This is a genomic window from Nonomuraea sp. NPDC050790, assembly GCF_044456745.1.
In the GTDB taxonomy this organism is placed as follows: Bacteria; Actinomycetota; Actinomycetes; order Streptosporangiales; family Streptosporangiaceae; genus Nonomuraea.
Window position 1 is genome coordinate 24,276 of sequence record NZ_JBITGF010000020.1, and the last position, 18,480, is coordinate 42,755.

Here is an 18,480-nt window from a genome sequence, read left to right on the forward strand (position 1 = left end):
GGTGTCGCGTAGCGGCGATTCGTACCATCATTTGTGCGATTGCCATCAGCGGGATGTCGGGGGTGCCGCCGCGTACCCTATGTCGCGTACACGCGAGCAACCATCGAGCGATCATGTGTCCTTGACGTTCGGTTCTGTCCGGCTGACGCTGGCACATCTTTGCGTCCCCTCGGTGCAAGGTCACGGTCGCTAGAAGCTGAGCGCCCGCTCAAATCAGGTTGAGCGAACGCTCAGACGAGAATGCGCATTTCTTGAGCACTTCCAGGTCAGAGTAGGTGGACAAATTTTCGGCACCCACACAGTCGATCGCCGATGCGATGAAGCAGCGCATCCTGGACCCGCTCGCGCTGCGGGGCACATTGGCGCCGGGCACCACGGACCTCCCCAGGCCGTATGCCCACGGCTACTTCCGCTACCAGGACGCCGCCGAGGAGTGGAAGGTGATCGACGTCACTCGCCAGGACCCGTCCATGGCGGCCGGCGCCGGCGACATGATCTCCACCACCAAGGACCTCCACACCTTCTACTCCGCGCTGAACAGCGGCACGCTCGTGTCGGCCAAGCTGCTGACCGAGATGCGCAAGCCGCACCCGGCGAGCGCCGGCCCCTTCGGTGGCTACGGCCTCGGGACATACGTGCAGGACCTGGGCGAGGGCTTCGGCACCGTCCTGCATCACAACGGCAGCACCGCGGGGGGCTACGTGGCGGTGATGTACGGCACCCCCGACGGCAAGGCGTCGGCGCCCTCCAGGTGCCGGGCCACGTCCTGGGTCATCTCGTCGTCGATGTAGTCGTAATGCCAATGCTCCATGGCCTCGATCAGACCGTCGAGGCTGACATTGGTGGTGTTGATAATGCGACGCATGAGCCCTCTGAGAATCGAGTTCTGGCTGTGTCCACCACGATGAGGTACAGCGTGTGGCGAAAGGCCTGAAGCCATCCTAGGAGCGGGGGCGACAATTCGCCCTCAGATGCCCATCATTCGACATTCGTACGTGTACTCAGCTCAGCACATGCCCTCTCCGATCACGCTCCCAGGGCCGTTGCTGAACGCTCGGCACCCGGGAACGCCCAGACAAGTTCTTTTCCGCGCCGGTGATCGTGACGCGGACCTGCGCCCTCGCAGGGAGCGTCCGCGTCACGGCGTAGCCCGGCTCGCACGCACGAGCCAGTTGCGATCCGGGGACCACGCCTTTCCGGCCGCAACGGTCCGCGGCCAACGGAGTCGACATGCATTCGAACGCGACCCACTTGCGCCGCCGTACGGCGGTCCATCACATACCTCATTGGCTTGATCATTGGGTGCGTGTGAGTGGTGAAGCTTGGCCGCGGAAAGCAGCTGACCGTGACCGAGCGAGGTCGAGCCGATGCACATAGGAGGGTGAACGCTGCTGGTATGTGACGGCTTTGTAGGACTCAGAAGGGCAGTACGTCCATGAAGAGACTCATCACCATCCTGACTTGCGCGGCTTTGCTGGCCGTTGCGCCCGCAGCTCACGCGTCCAGTGCGTACTCCTGGGAGTGCTCCCGGGGCTACACCTGCATCTTCGAGAATGACCGCGGGAGCTGGCCCCGATACTCGATCAGTAACACGCGCTGCGGCCTGACCCGGTTCTCGTCGGCATGGCAGGACAAGGCGTCCTCGATCCGTACCACCAGCAAGGGCGTCTCACTGCGCTCGATATGGCCAACAGTGTGGGAGGTGGTTCGCGTTCCGGCGTGGACGTATTACGAGATTCCGTGGAACGAAGACGATAAGGCCGACGGTGTCTTCATCTTCTGCTGAGTTCGTCGGCTGAGAGCCTCCCATCTACAGAGCCACCCCAGTGCGGCGGGGCTCGCCGGCGTGCTACGTGCAACAGCCTCGTGAGCGGCGCTCGACGTTTCGAGAGCCTTCGAAAAGGTTGCCCGAGCCGCGACGCCGCCCAAGTCTGGTGTCGGCAGGAGCGGAATCAGGACGTCGAAGGCGGGCGGCTCATGGTGGTTCGCGAGGTCGAGCCGGTGGAGAACGCCGGCTCGGTGCGGGGGCGTGCGCTCTCGCCGCGCTTCTCTGTTCTGGGTCCGCTGACCGTCAACCTCGGCGACGGCGCGTGGACGCCGGTGCCGGGGGCCAAGAACCGCATCCTGCTGGCCTGCCTTCTCCTGCGGGTCAACCAGATCGTCTCCGTCGACAACCTGGCGCGGCGGCTGTGGGGGGACCATACGCCGCAGGACGAGCGGCGCGTCGTGCAGACGTACGTCGCGCGGCTGCGGCAGTGGCTCGGGGACGACGGCACGGTCATCCAGACGCGGGCCGCCGGCTACACGATCCAGCTCGGCCCGGAGCAACTGGACCTGCTGGAGTTCCGCCACCTGTTGCGCCGGGCCGGGCAGGCGGACTCACCCGGCCAGGAGGCCGCGCTGCTGAGCCGCGCGGCCGGCCTGTGGCGCGGCGCCGCCTGCGAGGACGTCATCTCGGAGATCCTGCACCAGCGCGATGTCGCCGTCCTGTCGGAGGAACGCAGGCAGGCCGTCGAACGCCGCATCGATCTCGATCTGTCCTCGGGGAACGCCTCCCGGACCCTCATTCCCGAACTGCGGATGCTGACCCTGGAATACCCTCTGCGCGAGCGGCACTGGGCGCAGCTGATGCGCGCCCTGCATCAGGCCGGACGACGGGCGGAGTCGCTCGACGCCTATCGCGCCGCCTTCGTCCACCTGCGCGAGGAACTGGGCGTCGAGCCCGGCCCCGAGCTGCGTGATCTCCACCAGACGATCCTCGCCGGGTCGCCGGAGCCCACGACGAGCGCCGCGTCACCCGTGACGGCCGCGGAAGCGCCAGAGGCCGCGGAGCCGTACCCGCCGCGAGAGGTGCCCGCCGACGTCACCGGCTTCGTGGGACGCGCGGCCGAGCTCGACACCCTGGACCAGGTCATGACGCGCCCGGGAACCACCGTCATCGTGGGCAGGGCGGGCGTGGGCAAGACCACGCTGGCCATCCACTGGGCCACCTCCGCTTCCGGGGCATTTCCCGACGGCCAGCTCTACCTCGACCTGCGGGGGTTCGACGCCCTGCCGCCCCTTCCTCCCGGCCAGGCCCTGCGCGTCTTGCTGCACGGCCTTGGCGTGCGCCCGGCCGACATCCCCGCGGAGCAGGACGCGGCCGCCGCGATGTTCCGATCCCGTACGGCCGGCCGCGGAATGCTGATCGTCCTGGACAACGCCCGCGACACCCGTCACGTGCGGCCCCTGCTGCCCGGTAACGGCCCGTCGGTCATCGTCACCAGCCGTAACCAGCTGCGCGGCCTGGTCACCAGCGGCACCGCAGCGCGGATCGCGCTCGGCCCCCTGCCGCCGCAGGAAGCGCTGGACCTGCTCGCCGGGCACGTGGGCCACGACCGGCTGCGCCGCGAACCCGACCAGGTGAGAACCCTGGCCGCCTTGTGCGAACACCTGCCCTTGGCGCTGCGCATCGTGGCAGAGCGCCTGGCCCGCGTGCCGGGACTGTCCGCCGGGACACTCGTGCGCGACATCGAGCGCGACGTCTTGGCCGCTTTGCGGGCGGGCGAGGGCGACCCGGACATCCGGCACGCGCTGTCGTGGTCCTACCAGCGCCTCGACCCGGCTGCCAGGCGGACCCTGCGCCTGGCAGCGGTCCTCCACCCCGGCCCCGTGCTGGAACCCGAGCCGCTCGCCGCGCTCGTCCAGGTGCCTCCCGGCCACGTCCGGCGGCACCTGGACCTGCTTAGCGCCGACCACCTGGTCGAACAGACCGCGCCGGAGCGCTACCGGCTGCCGCACCTGGTCCGCACACACGCGGCGATCTCACCCGACGAAAGGATCACGCGAATGGATACCCAGATGGACGGGCACATGCTCCTGCCAGGAGACGAGGGGTACGACACGTCCCGGTCGGTCTGGAACGCGATGGTGGACCGCCGTCCTCGGGTCATCATGCGTTGTGCGAGCGTGGCAGACGTGCGCGCGGCCGTACGCGTCGCTCGTGAGCGGGATCTGTCGGTCGGCGTGCGGTGCGGCGGGCACAGCATCGTCGGGCACGCCGTGCCCGACGACGGCCTGATGATCGACCTGACCCCGCTGGCGGCTGTGCGGGTCGACCCGCTCGCGCGCCGCGCGGTGGTGCAGGGCGGCGCGCTGCTGGGCGCCCTGGATACCGCCAGTCAGGTGTACGGCCTGGCCACCACGGCCGGAAACGTCTCGCACACCGGCGTGGGCGGACTCACCCTCGGAGGAGGGATGGGCTGGCTGGCCCGTCGCTACGGCCTGACCTGCGACAACGTCACCCGATTCGAGCTCGTCACCGCGGACGGCGAACTGGTGCGGGCCACGCCGGAGATCAACTCCGAGCTGTTCTGGGGCCTGCGTGGCGGCGGCGGGAACTTCGGTGTGGTCACCGAGTTCGAGTTCGCCCTGCACAAGGTGGGCACCCAGGCCTTCGTCGCCGAGCACGACTTCGACGCCGCCACGGCGGGCCAGGCGATGCGCGCCTGGCGCGACCTCAGCGCCGCCGCCCCGCGCGAGGCCACCTTCAACGCCACCGTCGCCGACGGGGTGGCGACGCTCGGCTGGGTCTGGGCCGGCGACCCCGGACAGGCCCGACACCACCTGTCCGCGCTGAAAGCGCTCGGCGAGCCGCTGGCCGTACGCGCGCACGAGATCAGTTACCTCGACCTGCAGCGTCGCGAGGACAGCGCGGAAGGACACACCTTCCGCCGCTACTGGAAAGGTCACTACTTCGCCGAGCTGACCGACGAGGCGATCGAGGGCATCCTGCTGCACGGCATCGGCCGGCACGGCGTCGCCGCCAGCATCCAGCAGTACGGCGGCGCCATCGCCGAAGGAAGCGACTCGGCCTTCGCTCACCGCTCGGCCGCGTTCGAGTACGTCGCCGCGGCCAAGTGGAGCGACCCGGCCGAGGACGAGACCCGGATGGCCGACGCCCGGCTGCTCGCGGCGAACCTGGCCCCACACGCGTCCGGCGCCTACGTGAACGTCCTGTCCGACGACGACAATGGAATCGGCCGTGTCTACGACCAGCCCCGCATGGATCGGCTGCGGGCGCTCAAGCGGGCATGGGACCCGGGCAACATCTTCCGCCACAACCACAACATCACCCCCTGAATCGGCGCCTCTCAGACAGGTCCAGCCAGGCGCTCACCTCGCCGTCCTCAACACTGACGGCGGCGCCGAGCGCGGTGAGGAGCCGCCGCATGGGTGCGTTACTCGCCGTGGTGGAGGCGAACATACGCCGGGCGCCGAGGTCTCGGGCCACCTCTACGAGCTGGCCGAACACGGCGGAGCCTCGGCCCATGCTGCGATAGGAGCGTCCCAGCCAGATGCCCGCCTCGACACTTGCCACCGTTCCCGTGATAGGGGCCAGCCGCGCCGCCCCAATCACGTTCCCTTCCTCGCGGATGGCGTAGGTGGTCTCGACGGGTCTGTCCGACAACGACCTCGTCTGATGGAAGCGGAGAAAGGCCAGTTGCCGTTGCACCGTCCATCCCTTGGGGCCCTCGATCGCAGGCATCACCTCAAGGGGATCCGCATCCGAGATCGCGGCTTCAAGCAACTGCTGCAGCAACGCTTCGTCTAGCTGATGCAGCGTGATATCCACCGGCATCGAGGTCCTCACCGCTCATCGAAAGATACGTCAGTGCTCGGTTACGACCCAGGTGACGGAACCCGGGACAACAGTCCATTCTGCCGGGCACGTGTAAATACTGTACTGGCCGACTCTCCTCTCCGGACCGGAGAGGTTGTCTCGTCTCTGCCAGTTGCTGTGCCAGCAACTGGTCTTGACGCGGTATTTCCCCGTGCCGTCGTTGCATATGGCGGCGGCGGACCGTCCGTAGTTGTAGACGATGGTCTGGCAGTTGTCCGGATCCGCTTGGGCGCTCCCACTGAGGGCGATGATCGACGCGGCCCCGAGGATCGCCCCTAAAGTCAAGGCGGCAGTTTTTCTCACCTGTGACACGTCCCTTCTCGTTTCCTCGGAGCGTAGGTTGGAGCGATCTCGTCCAGCCCTCACCTCGCCATCGCTGAGGCTCATCCCGCCTGTTTCCGGGTTGAACCTCACGCGACGTGAGGCTTTATCGTCATCGTTATGAGCGACAAGAGGATTCAGTCACCCCTAAGCGACGAGGAAAAGCGCGAGGTGTGGGGCGAGTGGGCTGAGAAGGAGGACCAGCACCTTCAGGAGGTTGAGCAACGCTGGGGTGATTCCGACGCCTATAGACAGACGGCCAGGCGGGTGGCCGCCTACGGCAAGCACGAGTGGGAACAGATCAATGCGGGCAACGCCGAGATCGAGGCGCGCATCCGCGACCTCATGGACGCGGACGCCGACCCCCTGGGTGCTGCGGCCATGGATGTGGCCGAGGCACAGCGCGCGCATGTCAGCCGCTGGTTCTATGACATGAGCCACGAATTCCACGTGCTCAAGAGCCAGCTTTACGTCGACGATCCGCGCTACCGGGCCGGTATCGAGGACAACACCCGCCCTGGCGCGGCCGAATGGCTGCGGGCGGCCATCGCGGCCAACGCCGCGCGCGCGGCCACCACGTCGCCGGAGTCGGGAAGCTAGAAGCCGGGCGCCTATACTCTCCTGGCTGCTCGCCGGGGTCTACGGCCAGCGTCCGTCGGGGCTGGTACGGTCCGCAGGGATCCGGCGACCAGGTGCACGCGGGCGTACCGGCGGCGGTGGCCTATAAGCAGCGCAACCACGCTTCCAAGCGAGGGGCGGCCGTACGCCCCGCCGCCTATGAGACAGCGTGCGACCGACGCCGCAGTGAATGACGGCCGCCGATCGACACGTCAGTCACGCTGCGTCGTTACGGCTGGGCGAGGGGACCTTTACTCGATTCCAGGACTTGATCGTCACTGTAGATGACCCGCGCGGTTCCCAGGTTACGGTCACGATTGACCTGGCATCGGCGGGCACCGTCAGCCGGCAGCGTGACGCTCCGCCGATTTCCTCAATGTTGCTGCACATCCGGCCATGGAGTACCGATCGACCGGTGTTCGGGAGAGCTTCATTCTCGACGGGGAGCTCACCCTCCGGGTATCGGCAGGAAGGTACCCCTGGCTCTCGAAGTCAACGGGTTCGTACCCGATCTCTTCGCATCCTGCCCCTCGGGTGGGATGCGGGCGGGCTTCACCACCGCAGGAGAAATCAGCCGCAATGACTTCGACGTCAGCGGAGGAGGAGTCGCCGGTGGGGAGACGATTCAGCTTATTGTGGAAGTCGAGGCGGTACTCCAACGCTGAAGCCCCATCCTGGCTACCGGCGCGCGACCTCGGCCGGGCCGATAGCCAGGGTGACTCCGCCATGCTCAGGACGGGCAGGTCCCGCCATCGAGGACCGTCATCCCGCCCTCCTTGATATAGCCATTCCATGCGGGAACACGCACCCGATCCGTGCCGATTCCGGTGTCATAGAAATAGACGACCGTTCCCCGCTTGATGGAGCCCTTGGGCGTCCAGCCCCTGAGCGTCCGGTACACCGTCTTGTTCACATTGAGTCGTGCCTTGTTCCAACTGCAGTCCGCGGCCACAGATGTCGCGGCGGTGGCGGCACCGGTTGTCGCTGCGAAGGTAAGGCCGGTCGCCAGCAGAGCTCCGATAAGTATTCGACGCATATCGATGCGCTCCTTCGTTGTCGATTGTGGCCCGGAAATGCTAGCCGCCCCCGTATTCAGCCGGACATCAGGGCGCATTCAAGAGGATGTCCTACCGACTTTCCGGGTTGCGTGCTCTCGCCCGAGTGGCCGTTTCAATCGGAGACTCTGTAGGATGGATTCACAGATCTGCCGACGCCGCGAACGTGGGTGCTCATTTCACGAGGCCGGTCAGTCGTCGAGCCCCATGAGGGCGGTGACGCACCTTCGGATGTGATGGGTGCGGGTTCTGCTGCGATGTACCGACTTCCAGCCGGACCGGAAGCGCGCCACCCATGGTGAAGGGTTTTGCGTGCCCTCGGCATCTGCGGCCGTCGTGGCCACGGCGACTGCGCCCTCGTGGGCATGCGCACGCGGCTAAGCCTGCATCGTCTAACGGCCGCAGGGCCAGCCTCGATACTCAGTCAACGATACGGGATGTCGAATGGCGCGGTTCTCATCGGCCAGGCGTACCACCAGCAAGGGTGTCTCGCTATGCGCTGTGTAGTTGATGATCCGGCATGGACCCGATACGAGATCCCGCGGCACAAGGTCAACCCGGTCTTCGGCGTCTTCGCCCTCTGCTGAGGCATATCGTGCGGACGTACGGGCCCAGCACCGGTATCGGCAGCCAGGACCGTCCTTCGCGCCACTTGTCCGGTCCTCCGCCCAGCGGTGCCGGCCCAGTCGCTGGATGGACTCGATACCGCCTGGGTGGCCCGCCCCAGGCAGTCATAGGGGCAGGCAGGCTCTGCCGTTCTATTTCCTGGAGTAGTCGAGGAACAACGTGCCGTTCCGTCCCTGCTCGACGTCGGTCAGGGCCCAGGACCGCACGACGTCCTCCGCCTCGAAGGCTCGCCTGCCCTGCCCCACTACGGCGGGCGCGACGACCAGACGTAGCCGGTCGATGAGCCCGGCGTGCATGAGCGAGCGCGCCAAGCCAAGGCTGCCATGCACGCCGATGTCGGCACCAGGCCTCTGCTTGAGGTCCGCGACGTAGTCGGTCGCGGGCGCGTTGGTGACGACGGTGTTCGCCCACTCCGCGGTGAGCGCGCTGGACGTGAAGACATGCTTGCGCACGCCGTTGATGAACGTGGCGAAGGGCTCGAAGTCCGATGTAGGCCAGTGTTTGACCCAGTAGTCGTAGTTTCCCCGTCCCATCAGGACATCGTCCTGGGTGGCGATGACCCGGCCGAGATAATCGATCAGGTGATCGCCTTCATCGCCGAGCCAGTCTCCTGGTTCCTCGTATGCGACACCGTCCAGTGACATCAGGTGATACAGCACTACGTTGCGCATGTCCGCTCCTAAGTTGGTCAGTTGTGTGGTTGGCGATGCACGGCGTGAACCGCTGCGGCAAGGCACGGGAGCCGACGCCCATACCCGACGCCGACCGTGCGGCTGTCCCCGCTTCTTTCGACGTGGTCAGACTGGCACGGCTGAGCCTTCCGACGGAAAGGCCGAACGTGCATGACCGCAATACGGGTAGCACATGACTGAAACCAGCGGTCGGCCGCGGCCGCGGAACACGGTGATCTCTGTTTCTCCCCCGTGCAGATCATCAAGACGACCCATCTCAGGGCGATCAGGTGTCCGCCCCGGGATCCTGCGACTGGTCGGCTCAGGATCGGTGGCCGACCACATCGCGGAAGGGGCCCGGCGGAGCGGCCGCGGGCGCACGGCCGCGCCGCTTGGACGAGGCACGCAAGAAGCCCCGTCGTCCGAGCCGGCGCCACCTGCAGAGTGGCATTGCGCGGGGTGGGAAACCGCTGTGCGCAGTTCCCCGTGCCGCCCTTTCGCTGGCTGCCTTCTTGTCACCTCAGCAGTTCATTGTGCCCCTGTCTGACCACCGAAGCCCGCCCGGCGCCACTCGGTGGACGACGGCGCAGAGTGTCCGCCGTGGTGTATCAGACGCGGCAGGAGGCCGGTATTTCCACCATCTTCCTCACCTGCCCCCACGCCAGACCACCCGGCTCCATCTGCCGGTGGGGGACGCCATTGATGATGGCGGTCAGATGCCGGTAGCCGGCGAACTGCTGACCAGCGCGCACCAGAAAGGCCCGATCGCCATTGGAAATCACAAAGTGGTGTTGCGCAGTGATCCGGTACGTACAGACCATGTGACTCAAGCTGTTGGAGTCGGCCGCCTGTGCTGCGACCGGCAGGGCCAGGCCGCTCACCAACGCTACGACGGTAACCGAGATCCGGATGATGTCTCGCATGTCTGCCTTTCTGTCCAGTGTGTGCAGCGCGCCGCCATGCATAGCGGTAGCGCCTGAGAGGGAGATGTGGCCGGGACCGCGGGATGACGGAGTAGCTGCCCTTGTTCCGTGGCGTCGCCTGTCCGCTCACAAGTAGTCTGTAAAGCTACTGACGCCTGCCATCAGGCCACCCTCACCGCGTCATCAGCGTGCAACTAGCGTGGCCGCACCCGGCTGAGCCGAGCTCGTGCTGCTTCGACGGGCACCGTCGATGGAGCGGTAAGGGCGCGATCTCACCGACGACCGAGTGGGCCCGGATGCTGGATGGCGTCTTTCAAGACCCCTAACGCGCGGGCGGATGCTAGCAGTCCATTGCTATGTTCAGCGTGGTGTGAAGAAGCTCTGGGGTAGTGCGGGCAATTTCACGATGATCCTGATGAGCTGTCGGTCGCGCAGCAACGAATCGAAGCGTTCGCAGGCGTCATGCCCAGATCTCCGAGGAGTTGCAGCGCGTCACCCTCGTCGCCTCCCTCACGTGAGCGCCCCTCGGCTCGCTAGGCGCTGGACCATCTGCTCCCGGACGGTTTCGTCGGCCACCTGCTCTGCCCGCGATGTCGAGATAAACGGCTCAATATAGTCGGCGAAGTCGATCGGAGGGCGGTGTAAAGGCGGGCTCTGTTCTCATGAGCACCCACGCGCGGAAGTCGCACGCACCTTCCGGCCTTCATCGATGCCTGGACGCTGACTCCAACACCCTGCGGGGTAACGGCACTAAAGTCCAACTATGGGATTGCAAAGGCAGATCAAATCAGCGCTGGTCCATGAGCGGGGAAGGCCGCCTGGTCAACTACGCCAATGGGAGATGCCTCGCTGTCAATACCAGCCGAAGGGGGGCCAACGGGAGCAAGGTCATGCTGTGGGGCTGCGTCCTGCCCATGCCCGCCACCAGAAATGGTATCGCTACGGAGATGCGCTGCGGACCTCGTATGCCCGGCAAATGTCTCGATGCCGGTCTCAACACCATAGGCAGGCTCGGCACTAAGGTCCAGATATGGGATTGCAACGGTCAGCTACAGCAGCAATGGCAGATCATTCCAAGATGATCATTTCTCACTACAGGTGCCCAGACTCCTTGGTCTTGCATTATCCGTCGCGACAATCCTCGGCTGCTGGCCAACGGCAAGTCATCCGAATGCTTTGGTTGTCGAGCTGATCCGGGGAAGGTGACCGTCTTCGGGCAGTGAGTTGAATCTGGAGCCGGGAAGTTCTCTCGCATTGGAGGCGACAAGGACGAGATGAACTACGCATCCCCCGGTTCGGACGCGCCCTTTTCCCGGGAGAGTGAGAAATCGGGTAGGCGTTGTCTTCCCCGTCCGTGCTACTCACCTTGGAAGCGGTGAGGGCGATTCGGCGCTGGGATGGAGGAGGTCTGTGGGTGGTGGACTCCACACTGGTGGCGCACCCAGACAGGAGAAGCACATGATCACTCAATCTCCCTCAACCGGGCTCACCTTCCTTAGACGTGTCCTCGGTCTCGACGCCGCTGTCACCGCAGTCAACGGGCTCGCCTACGTGGCGGCGGGCGAGCTGATCGGCAAGGTTCTGGGTCCAGACGCGACGACGCTGCGCTGGCCCGGCGTCTTCTTGATGATCTACGGCGCGGCGGTGGCCTTCCTGGCAGCGCACCCCAGGCCCGCAGGCGTGGTCACGGTGGTGACGGTCAACGGGGTGTGGGCTGTGGGCAGCATCGTCGCCATTCCGGCGGGCCTGCTGAATCTTACGGCCCTGGGGGTCGCCTGGACGCTGGCACAGGCCGCCGTCGTCGCAGTGTTCGCTGTCCTGCAGGTCGCAGGGCTGCGCAGGGTGAACTGACGAATCTTCGTCGAAGGAGAAACGATGCGCATCATGTTCAGGAAAGCGGCAGCAGCGATGGCGGGTCTCGCGCTCGCCGGTGGCGTCCTATTCGGCGCGGCTTCGGCGGCACGAGCCGATGTCGTGCCGATGGGCTGGGAACTCTACAAGGCCTACGGCGACAATACGGAGGCCTCGCGCAAGCTATGTTTCGCAGAGGGACGCCGGTTGTTCGGCAACCAGTTCAAATGCTCCCCTGGAGCGTTGGGCTGGGCGCTCTACTTCTGGTCCTGATGTGGGTGGGGCCCGGCCTGTCCGGGCCCCACCCACATCAAGGGAGGACGAGTGGTTGCGCTGGACAGTGCCCGGAATGCGGACGTGGCTGGAGTCGGGGTGATCCCGTCGTCATCGGACAGGAAGGTTGGAGCTGCCCTGCCTTCCTCCCTGTCCTCGCACCGCTGCAGGTCGAGATATGTGATCTCGTGCGCGCGCACGTCAGCGGTCGGCCAGCGTCCACAGAACGGATAGATAGTGGGATACCGGCCCGGTTCGCTAACCAGGCCCCATCCCAGTGCCGCCATCTGTCGGCGACGATGGCATGGGCTTGATCCGGATTGACGGACACCATCGTCGTGGTGGTCTGGTCGGGCAACACCAGTCGAGTCCGGCTCAACCGCGGCGGCAGTCGGCTCATGAACTGCGGCCTGACGTGATCGCTGATACCCAAGCCAGCGGCATCGGGCAGGGCAAGGGCTACATCGACCGGCTCCAGGGCGAAGGCAAGTCCCGCACCGAAGCGATCCGACTGCTGCGTCGCCGGATCTCCGATATCGTCCACCACACGCTCAAGACCGTCGACACCACGGCCGCCATCGCTCAGAACTCACCGAGTCAGGCCTTGACGACGTAGGAGCATCAAGGAGAGCGCGCGGGCGCGCACCCGTTTTTATCAAGGCGAGTAGGCAGGGTGGCCATCTTGATGCGCACCCTCGGCCCGGCCGGACGTATCGGTGCCGTCGCCGGCAGAGCACGATCGCCGCTCCGAACGCCGCCGTCCGGCCGGACCCGATCGGCCCCGACTTCAATCCCGGCGCGGCCGCCATGATTACCCGCTGATGCGGCGATATCCCCTTGTGGGAAGCCACAAGATGCATCCGGCAGGGTGCGGGTCGAGCCGTCGGCGGGTGACCCCTCAGATATCACCGGCTGCACGTGAGGTCTTCATGTAGACGGTGGCCCCGCCGACTGCTGGGTCTGCAGCCAGCTGGTGAGGTGTCGCGCCATGAGCGCTATTCATGAGGGTGCCGCGCCGGCCCTGTGCTTGAACGTCCATCGCGTAACTGGAGGAGAGCTTGGAGGCCATCACCTGCGGGATCGACTGGATCAGAGCGCCACCACGAGATCGCCTTGATGAACGCTGACGCCGTGGTCGTGGCGGCCGTCAATATACGATCACCGCTGGGGCCACGTACAACTCTCTCAGCTGTGATAGCCGGCCCTTCTGGCGGCGTCAGCTGGTCGTTGACCAGGTCTGATCTCCGTACCACCCGATGCCCGGCTGGCCGCCTCTCGCCGGCCAGTGCTGGGTCTAGAACCTTCGGTGACGGAACTAATGGCGTACGGCCGTCTCGGGTTCCGGTGCAGTCCGGAGCCTGCCGGGAATGAGGAAGGCGGCGGCCAAGCCCAGAACGGCGAACGCTGCGGAGACTGAGAACGCGGCGCGCAGGCCCTCGGTCAAGGCTTCGGCAGAGTCGGCGTGGCCCGCGCCGCCGGCCACGGAGAGGGTGACGGAGGTGACGATGGCGATGCCCAGCGCACTGCCAATGTTGAAGGAGGTGTCGACCAGCCCGGCGGCGAGCCCGGAATCCTGCTCTGCCACCCCATCCAGCGCAGCGATCTGTGAGGCGACGAATGCGGCGCCCATGCCAGGACCGAAGATCAGCAGGCCCCAGAAGAGGTCGCCAAAGAAGGTTCCCTCAACTGAGATCGAGACCAGCAGCAGCGTCCCGACGACGATGAGCAGCAGCGCGGGTACGGCGATCGGCCGCAAGCCCATTCTGGTCACCGCCGCTTGGCCCGCGAAGGCGCCGGCGATGGTCATCCCCGTCATGACCGCGCTGGTCAGAGCGAATTGCAGAGCGGAGTAGCCCAGCACCTGTTGCGTGTACAGGGCGAGCGGAAACAGCATGGCGTCCACCGTGAGCCCCACCGCGAAGATCACCAGGTTGCCCGCTGCGAGGCTACGTCGCCTGAAGATCCGCAACGGCACCAGTGGTGCCGCCGATCTGGACTCGATCACCATAAATAGGCCCAGCAGCACGACCGCCGCGGCGAGCTCGACGAGGGTGACCGCGCTCGACCAGCCAGCTTCGGGTGCGTTCGTGATCGCGTGGATCAGCAGCACCAACGCGGCGGTGGCGGTGAGGGCTCCGGCCACGTCGAACCGGCGCACGGCGACCTGGTCGCGGCTCTTGGCGACCAGAACCGGCACCAGCACGATCAGGGCGACGCCGATCGGGACGTTGACGAAGAAGATCCATTCCCAGCCGAAGCTGGAGGTGATCACTCCTCCGAGTAGCAGACCTGCGGTGGCGCCGATCCCTCCCAGTCCACCCCACACGCCAAGGGCACGGTTGCGCTCGGCGGGATCGCGAAAGGTCGCGAGCACGATGGACAGCGCGGTCGGCGCCATGATCGCGGCCGAAACGCCCTGGAGCACTCGGCCCACGATGAGCGCGCTCCCGCTCCAGGCGAGCCCGCAGATGAGCGACGAGCCGACGAACAGGGCCAAGCCGACGAGGAAGACACCTCGCCGTTCCGTGACGTCGGCCACTCGGCCGAAAAGCAACATCAGGCCACCGAAGGACACCGCGTACCCGGTGAGGACCCATTGCACTCCCGCCACCGTCAGGCCGAGATCTTTCTGCATCGACGGGATCGCGGTCAGCACAATCGTCGCATCGAGGATGACCATGAAGAAGGCCGCGCCAAGCAGGGCCAGCGCCTTCCAGCGGCGCGGATCGGGCGGGAAGCCGCTCATCTGCCGCCTCCGCATCGGTGGGAGCCGACCCACGCCGCCGCCAACGGCGTGACTGGCGTCACGAACCGGTCCGCGATCCCGGCCAAGACATTCCGGAAAGTCGACAGGGACGGCAGCACGTCGGCGCCGTCGATCGCGACGTGGCCGAATGCCACGCCGCCGATGAGCCTGAAGTCCGCACCGCGAAGGCCGTCGGGTGCTTGTGCCACCAGCCGGGCGAAGTCGCCTTTGATCAGGCGCTGGCTCTCCCTGGCCGGTTCGGTGCGCGTCTCGTTGCAGATCACCGGGGCTTCACTCATGCCACACCTCCTAGATTGGTTGGAATATACAATCACTTAGTTGGAAATAACAACTACGTGGACTGATTTTCCTACTCTGCTTGGTAGGGTTGTGGGATGACGGGCAAGAGGAAGTACGACGACGGGTGCGCCGTGGCCCACGGCCTCGACCTCATCGGCGAACGCTGGGCGCTGCTGGTGGTACGCGAACTTCTGCTCGGCCCCAAACGTTTCACCGACCTGCGCGCCGGCCTCTCAGGCGCCAGCTCCGACGTGCTTACCCAGCGACTACGGGAGCTGACCCGATCCGGCATCACACGCAGGCGTAAGCTCGCTCCGCCCGCCGGGTCCTGGGTCTACGAGCTCACCGACTGGGGCATGGAGCTGGAGCCCATCGTCACCCAGTTGGGCAGGTGGAGCAGCCGCTCACCGGCCCTGCAGACCGACGCCAAGATCGGCGCCGACTCGCTGGTCCTATCCTTCAGGGCGTTGTTCGACCCGCGGGCTGCGGGCGATCTCACCGCGACCGTAGCCCTGCGCCTGCACGAGCAGGAGTTCGGCGTCCGCATCGCCGACGGCGTACTCGACGTCAGCCGCGGCCCCGTCGAGCGTCCACATGTCGTCATCAGCACCGATCCCGACACCCTCAGCGAACTGCTGCACGACGGGCGGCAGCTGAGCGAAGCGCTGCGAGCGGGCGATGCGCACGTCGAGGGATCGTCGCAGGTGGCCGAACACTTCCTCACCCTGTTCCCGCTTCCCGTACCCGCGCCCCTTCCCGCTGACGCCTGAATCCTCGGCGCGGAGACTGGAAAGCGTGGTGGCGGTCAGGCGGCAAGTTCGATCGGAGCGGCTGAGCCTGCGGCAGCAGCGGGCGAAGCCGTCCGCCGATGGTTGACGATCACAAAACAACACCTTCGACGCGGCCAAGATCGCACGCCTGGCGCCCGGACTATGCGGGACGCCGCGCTGCGGTAGACCGGCGGCATCGCCCCCGGCAAGAGGGTGATCGCCTTGCCCGGCCGGTCGACGGCACCGGTCGTGGGCGGCCGGGCAAGAGACGCGGGAAACGCATTTACGGCATGGAGAAGTGCAGGTCAGCGGCATCCCTCGACCGCAAGCCAGCAAAGGTCGAGGTACTCCGGCGTTTCGTCCAGGGCGTCAATGAGCACTCTTGGTCATCCGTCCGGTCAGGCGCGCCGGTCGCTGAGCCTGCGGAGCTTCGGGCTATCGGCCGACGCCTGCCGGCCGGCAAGCGTCACTTCATGAGTGGCCTGTACTCCAGGACCACAACGTTGTGGTCGAATACCTTGGTGTCTTCAAGGGCAAGGGCGCCCATGCCATAGCCTTCGAACAGAGACCGACCGCCGTCAGGGCCGAGAATGACAGGGCTGACGTGCATGACGAGTCTGTCGACCAGGCCTTGGCGCATGAGGGAGCGTACGAGGGCCACACTGCCGGGAACAAGGATGTCCCCCTCACGCTTGAGCGCGGTGATTCTCTCTGACAGGTCACCTTTATCGAAGACGGTGTTCTCCCACATGTCTGGGCCGGTGACGGTCCGAGTAAGAATGACCTTGCGGGTCTTGTTCATGACCGAGGCCAGCCGGCCCTCCGCATGCGGCCAGTAAGCGACCATGATCTCGTAGGTAACTCGCCCCATGACCAGGACGTCGGCCGCAGCGTGTAGTTCGTAATCGAAGTCAGCCTTTTCCGGTCCGGTGTTGGAGGACACCCAAGCCATCTCCTCCTTGATATCGGTGGCGTAGCCGTCCAGTGAGACGAACAGGCTCGCGGTGAGTTTTCCCATGACGATCTCCTTTGACTAGGAAGGGGTGATGGTGGCGAGGTGCTCAGATGAGCGGCTGGGGGGTACGTGGCGGAGTAGCAGGATCGTGACTAGGGCCAGGACGGTGAACACCCCCGTGCCGAACGCGGCAGCCACGTGCATGGCGACGTCGAATGCGTTACGGGCAGTGTTGAGTAGATCGGCGGGAAGGTCAGCGGCCACGGCGGCGGCCAGGTTCTCGCGCGCGGCCTCGGGTAGCGAGGCAGGGGCCTCGCCTCGGTACACGGCGATGGCGAGGCTGCCCATGCCGGCGATGCCAAGTGCCAGTCCAAGTTCGCCACTGGTCTCATTGAGAGAGGAGGCGGCGCCCGCGTTCGCCGAGGGTGCTGAGCCGAGAACCAGGTCGTAGGTCAGAGCCAGCGGTCCGAGGCCGACGTTCGCGACGATGAAGCCGACGGTCAAGAAGACGCCGTTGCCGTACGACATGAGCCCGAAACCGGCGGCTGAGATGAGCAGTCCCCCTGCGATGACACGCGCGGGCCGGATCGTCCGGGCAAGACGAGGCACCAGAAGTGAACTGGCAGCCATGGCGAGGGAACCAGGTACCAGCCAGAGGCCCGCCTCCACCGGAGTGCGGCCCTCAACCAGCTGAATGTGCTGGGCGACAAGGAGAAACATCCCACCTACCATGGCCCCGACCATCAAGCCCACCAGTAGCGCGGCGCTGAAGGAGCGACTGGCGAAAAGACTCAGATTGAGCAGCGGACTGGCCAACCTCCGCTGTCTGCGGACAAAGATCACCCCGGCGATGAGTCCGACCGACAAGGTCAGCAGCGTTGGGGCGGTGAGCCCGATGCGCGCCAGTTCCTTCAGCCCGTAGACCACCGGCAAGATAGCGGCGAGCGAGAGCAGCACACTGCGCAGGTCAAGGTTGCCGGCACGCGGGTCGCGACATTCAGGCAGCAGCCTGGGAGCTGCCACCAGAAGGAGCGCCATGATGGGGACGCCCAGCAGGAAGGCCGCTCCCCACCAGAACGCCTCAACGAGCACGCCACCGACAAGCGGACCGAGTGCGGTTCCGCCAAGGAAGCAACTCAGCCATACACCCAGCGCACTGGCCCGCTGCCCTGGGTCGGGAAACATGGTGCTGATCAGCGCCATGGTCGAGGGCATCAGCGTCGCGCCTGCTATGCCCAGGAATGCTCGGCTTGCGATCAGCATTTCGGTGCTGGTGGAGAATGCGGCCAGGATCGACGCAACGCCGAACGCCGCAGCGCCGATCATCAGGAGCTTGCGTCGGCCGATCCGGTCGCCCAGGGTGCCCATGGTCACCAGCAATCCGGCGATCATGAAGCCGTAGATATCCATGATCCAAAGTTGCTGGGTACCGTTGGCTCCCAGATCGGCGCTCAGATGGGGAAGGGCCAGAAAGAGCACGCTGACATCGAGCGCAAGCAGCAATGTGGGTAGGGCCAGCACCATCAGGCCGAGCCAGGGGCGAGGAACTGTGCTTGCGCGAGCACTGTCACCTTCGATCATGATTATCCTTTCCAATCGCAATGCAATTCAGGTCCAGCTCAAGGGCATGATTCCGCTCCTGTCGGCATCAGGCTTGGGCGGCGTCGCGGCTCGGGCAACCCTTTCGAAGGCTCTCGAAATGTTGAGC

18 protein-coding genes are annotated in these 18,480 nt (G+C 65.8%); 9 read left to right on the forward strand and 9 right to left on the reverse strand.

What is annotated here, in order from left to right; translation table 11 throughout:
- Positions 1–275: 275 nt before the first annotated feature.
- The 3 genes from ACIBEJ_RS51455 to ACIBEJ_RS51465 all read left to right on the forward strand — a co-directional run bounded on the left by ACIBEJ_RS51455 (position 276) and on the right by ACIBEJ_RS51465 (position 5,121).
- Positions 276–791, forward strand: coding sequence for a serine hydrolase domain-containing protein (locus ACIBEJ_RS51455; protein WP_397190382.1), 516 nt, complete (start codon positions 276–278; stop codon positions 789–791).
- A gap of 644 nt (positions 792–1,435) precedes the next feature.
- Complete coding sequence (locus tag ACIBEJ_RS51460) at positions 1,436–1,786, forward strand: hypothetical protein (RefSeq protein WP_397190383.1); 351 nt, start codon at positions 1,436–1,438, stop codon at positions 1,784–1,786.
- A 191-nt stretch (positions 1,787–1,977) separates the two neighbouring features.
- The gene (locus ACIBEJ_RS51465) at positions 1,978–5,121 is read left to right on the forward strand and encodes a BTAD domain-containing putative transcriptional regulator (RefSeq protein ID WP_397190384.1); all 3,144 of its coding nucleotides are present in this window, start codon (positions 1,978–1,980) and stop codon (positions 5,119–5,121) included.
- Here the strand turns inward: ACIBEJ_RS51465 and ACIBEJ_RS51470 are convergent.
- Both ACIBEJ_RS51470 and ACIBEJ_RS51475 read right to left on the reverse strand, forming a co-directional pair.
- Complete coding sequence (locus ACIBEJ_RS51470) at positions 5,111–5,614, reverse strand: GNAT family N-acetyltransferase (RefSeq protein WP_397190385.1); 504 nt, start codon at positions 5,612–5,614, stop codon at positions 5,111–5,113. The genes ACIBEJ_RS51465 and ACIBEJ_RS51470 overlap by 11 nt on opposite strands.
- Positions 5,615–5,650: 36 nt before the next feature.
- Entirely contained in the window at positions 5,651–6,076 is a 426-nt protein-coding gene (locus ACIBEJ_RS51475; protein ID WP_397190386.1) for a hypothetical protein, read from the reverse strand.
- A 27-nt stretch (positions 6,077–6,103) separates the two neighbouring features.
- Here ACIBEJ_RS51475 and ACIBEJ_RS51480 point away from each other — a divergent pair, with 27 nt between their 5' ends.
- Entirely contained in the window at positions 6,104–6,583 is a 480-nt protein-coding gene (locus ACIBEJ_RS51480) for a TipAS antibiotic-recognition domain-containing protein (protein ID WP_397190387.1), read from the forward strand.
- Positions 6,584–7,331: 748 nt separating this feature from the next.
- Here the strand turns inward: ACIBEJ_RS51480 and ACIBEJ_RS51485 are convergent.
- The 3 genes from ACIBEJ_RS51485 to ACIBEJ_RS51495 all read right to left on the reverse strand — a co-directional run bounded on the left by ACIBEJ_RS51485 (position 7,332) and on the right by ACIBEJ_RS51495 (position 9,877).
- On the reverse strand, positions 7,332–7,637 hold the full coding sequence (locus ACIBEJ_RS51485; RefSeq protein ID WP_397190388.1) for a hypothetical protein: 306 nt from the start codon (positions 7,635–7,637) through the stop codon (positions 7,332–7,334).
- 777 nt (positions 7,638–8,414) lie between these two features.
- Entirely contained in the window at positions 8,415–8,954 is a 540-nt protein-coding gene (locus ACIBEJ_RS51490) for a dihydrofolate reductase family protein (RefSeq protein WP_397190389.1), read from the reverse strand.
- A 608-nt stretch (positions 8,955–9,562) separates the two neighbouring features.
- Entirely contained in the window at positions 9,563–9,877 is a 315-nt protein-coding gene (locus tag ACIBEJ_RS51495; protein ID WP_397190390.1) for a hypothetical protein, read from the reverse strand.
- A gap of 662 nt (positions 9,878–10,539) precedes the next feature.
- Between ACIBEJ_RS51495 and ACIBEJ_RS51500 the strand changes: the two genes are divergently transcribed.
- The 4 genes from ACIBEJ_RS51500 (at position 10,540) to ACIBEJ_RS51515 (ending at position 12,617) form a co-directional block, all read left to right on the forward strand.
- Positions 10,540–10,959, forward strand: a complete 420-nt coding sequence (locus tag ACIBEJ_RS51500; RefSeq protein ID WP_397190391.1) for an RICIN domain-containing protein — start codon at positions 10,540–10,542, stop codon at positions 10,957–10,959.
- 376 nt (positions 10,960–11,335) lie between these two features.
- Complete coding sequence (locus ACIBEJ_RS51505) at positions 11,336–11,728, forward strand: hypothetical protein (protein ID WP_397190392.1); 393 nt, start codon at positions 11,336–11,338, stop codon at positions 11,726–11,728.
- Positions 11,729–11,752: 24 nt separating this feature from the next.
- The gene (locus ACIBEJ_RS51510; RefSeq protein WP_397190393.1) at positions 11,753–12,001 is read left to right on the forward strand and encodes a hypothetical protein; all 249 of its coding nucleotides are present in this window, start codon (positions 11,753–11,755) and stop codon (positions 11,999–12,001) included.
- Between the two features lie 415 nt (positions 12,002–12,416).
- Positions 12,417–12,617 carry a hypothetical protein gene (locus ACIBEJ_RS51515; protein ID WP_397190394.1) on the forward strand — a complete coding sequence of 67 codons (201 nt, stop codon included), beginning with the start codon at positions 12,417–12,419 and terminating at the stop codon, positions 12,615–12,617.
- 699 nt (positions 12,618–13,316) lie between these two features.
- Here ACIBEJ_RS51515 and ACIBEJ_RS51520 read toward each other — a convergent pair.
- Entirely contained in the window at positions 13,317–14,747 is a 1,431-nt protein-coding gene (locus tag ACIBEJ_RS51520; RefSeq protein WP_397190395.1) for an MFS transporter, read from the reverse strand.
- On the reverse strand, positions 14,744–15,046 hold the full coding sequence (locus tag ACIBEJ_RS51525) for a hypothetical protein (protein ID WP_397190396.1): 303 nt from the start codon (positions 15,044–15,046) through the stop codon (positions 14,744–14,746). The genes ACIBEJ_RS51520 and ACIBEJ_RS51525 overlap by 4 nt, the downstream gene beginning before the upstream one ends.
- A 96-nt stretch (positions 15,047–15,142) precedes the next feature.
- Here ACIBEJ_RS51525 and ACIBEJ_RS51530 point away from each other — a divergent pair, with 96 nt between their 5' ends.
- Positions 15,143–15,817, forward strand: coding sequence for a winged helix-turn-helix transcriptional regulator (locus ACIBEJ_RS51530; protein WP_397190397.1), 675 nt, complete (start codon positions 15,143–15,145; stop codon positions 15,815–15,817).
- A gap of 466 nt (positions 15,818–16,283) precedes the next feature.
- On the opposite strand, the gene ACIBEJ_RS51535 is transcribed toward ACIBEJ_RS51530, so the two are convergent.
- Both ACIBEJ_RS51535 and ACIBEJ_RS51540 read right to left on the reverse strand, forming a co-directional pair.
- Positions 16,284–16,835 (reverse strand): dihydrofolate reductase family protein, encoded by a 552-nt coding sequence (locus tag ACIBEJ_RS51535; RefSeq protein ID WP_397190398.1) that lies wholly within the window; start codon positions 16,833–16,835, stop codon positions 16,284–16,286.
- Positions 16,836–16,850: 15 nt separating this feature from the next.
- Positions 16,851–18,353 carry an MFS transporter gene (locus ACIBEJ_RS51540; protein WP_397190399.1) on the reverse strand — a complete coding sequence of 501 codons (1,503 nt, stop codon included), beginning with the start codon at positions 18,351–18,353 and terminating at the stop codon, positions 16,851–16,853.
- Between the last annotated feature and the right edge of the window lie 127 nt (positions 18,354–18,480).

Coding starts and splice junctions, on each gene's coding strand:
- ACIBEJ_RS51460 (WP_397190383.1), top strand. CDS start 1,436: ATGAAGAGACTCATCACCATCCTGACTTGCGCGGCTTTGCTGGCCGTT.
- ACIBEJ_RS51465 (WP_397190384.1), top strand. CDS start 1,978: ATGGTGGTTCGCGAGGTCGAGCCGGTGGAGAACGCCGGCTCGGTGCGG.
- ACIBEJ_RS51480 (WP_397190387.1), top strand. CDS start 6,104: ATGAGCGACAAGAGGATTCAGTCACCCCTAAGCGACGAGGAAAAGCGC.
- ACIBEJ_RS51485 (WP_397190388.1), bottom strand. CDS start 7,637: ATGCGTCGAATACTTATCGGAGCTCTGCTGGCGACCGGCCTTACCTTC.
- ACIBEJ_RS51490 (WP_397190389.1), bottom strand. CDS start 8,954: ATGCGCAACGTAGTGCTGTATCACCTGATGTCACTGGACGGTGTCGCA.
- ACIBEJ_RS51495 (WP_397190390.1), bottom strand. CDS start 9,877: ATGCGAGACATCATCCGGATCTCGGTTACCGTCGTAGCGTTGGTGAGC.
- ACIBEJ_RS51500 (WP_397190391.1), top strand. CDS start 10,540: ATGAGCACCCACGCGCGGAAGTCGCACGCACCTTCCGGCCTTCATCGA.
- ACIBEJ_RS51505 (WP_397190392.1), top strand. CDS start 11,336: ATGATCACTCAATCTCCCTCAACCGGGCTCACCTTCCTTAGACGTGTC.
- ACIBEJ_RS51510 (WP_397190393.1), top strand. CDS start 11,753: ATGCGCATCATGTTCAGGAAAGCGGCAGCAGCGATGGCGGGTCTCGCG.
- ACIBEJ_RS51520 (WP_397190395.1), bottom strand. CDS start 14,747: ATGAGCGGCTTCCCGCCCGATCCGCGCCGCTGGAAGGCGCTGGCCCTG.
- ACIBEJ_RS51525 (WP_397190396.1), bottom strand. CDS start 15,046: ATGAGTGAAGCCCCGGTGATCTGCAACGAGACGCGCACCGAACCGGCC.
- ACIBEJ_RS51530 (WP_397190397.1), top strand. CDS start 15,143: ATGACGGGCAAGAGGAAGTACGACGACGGGTGCGCCGTGGCCCACGGC.
- ACIBEJ_RS51535 (WP_397190398.1), bottom strand. CDS start 16,835: ATGGGAAAACTCACCGCGAGCCTGTTCGTCTCACTGGACGGCTACGCC.
- ACIBEJ_RS51540 (WP_397190399.1), bottom strand. CDS start 18,353: ATGATCGAAGGTGACAGTGCTCGCGCAAGCACAGTTCCTCGCCCCTGG.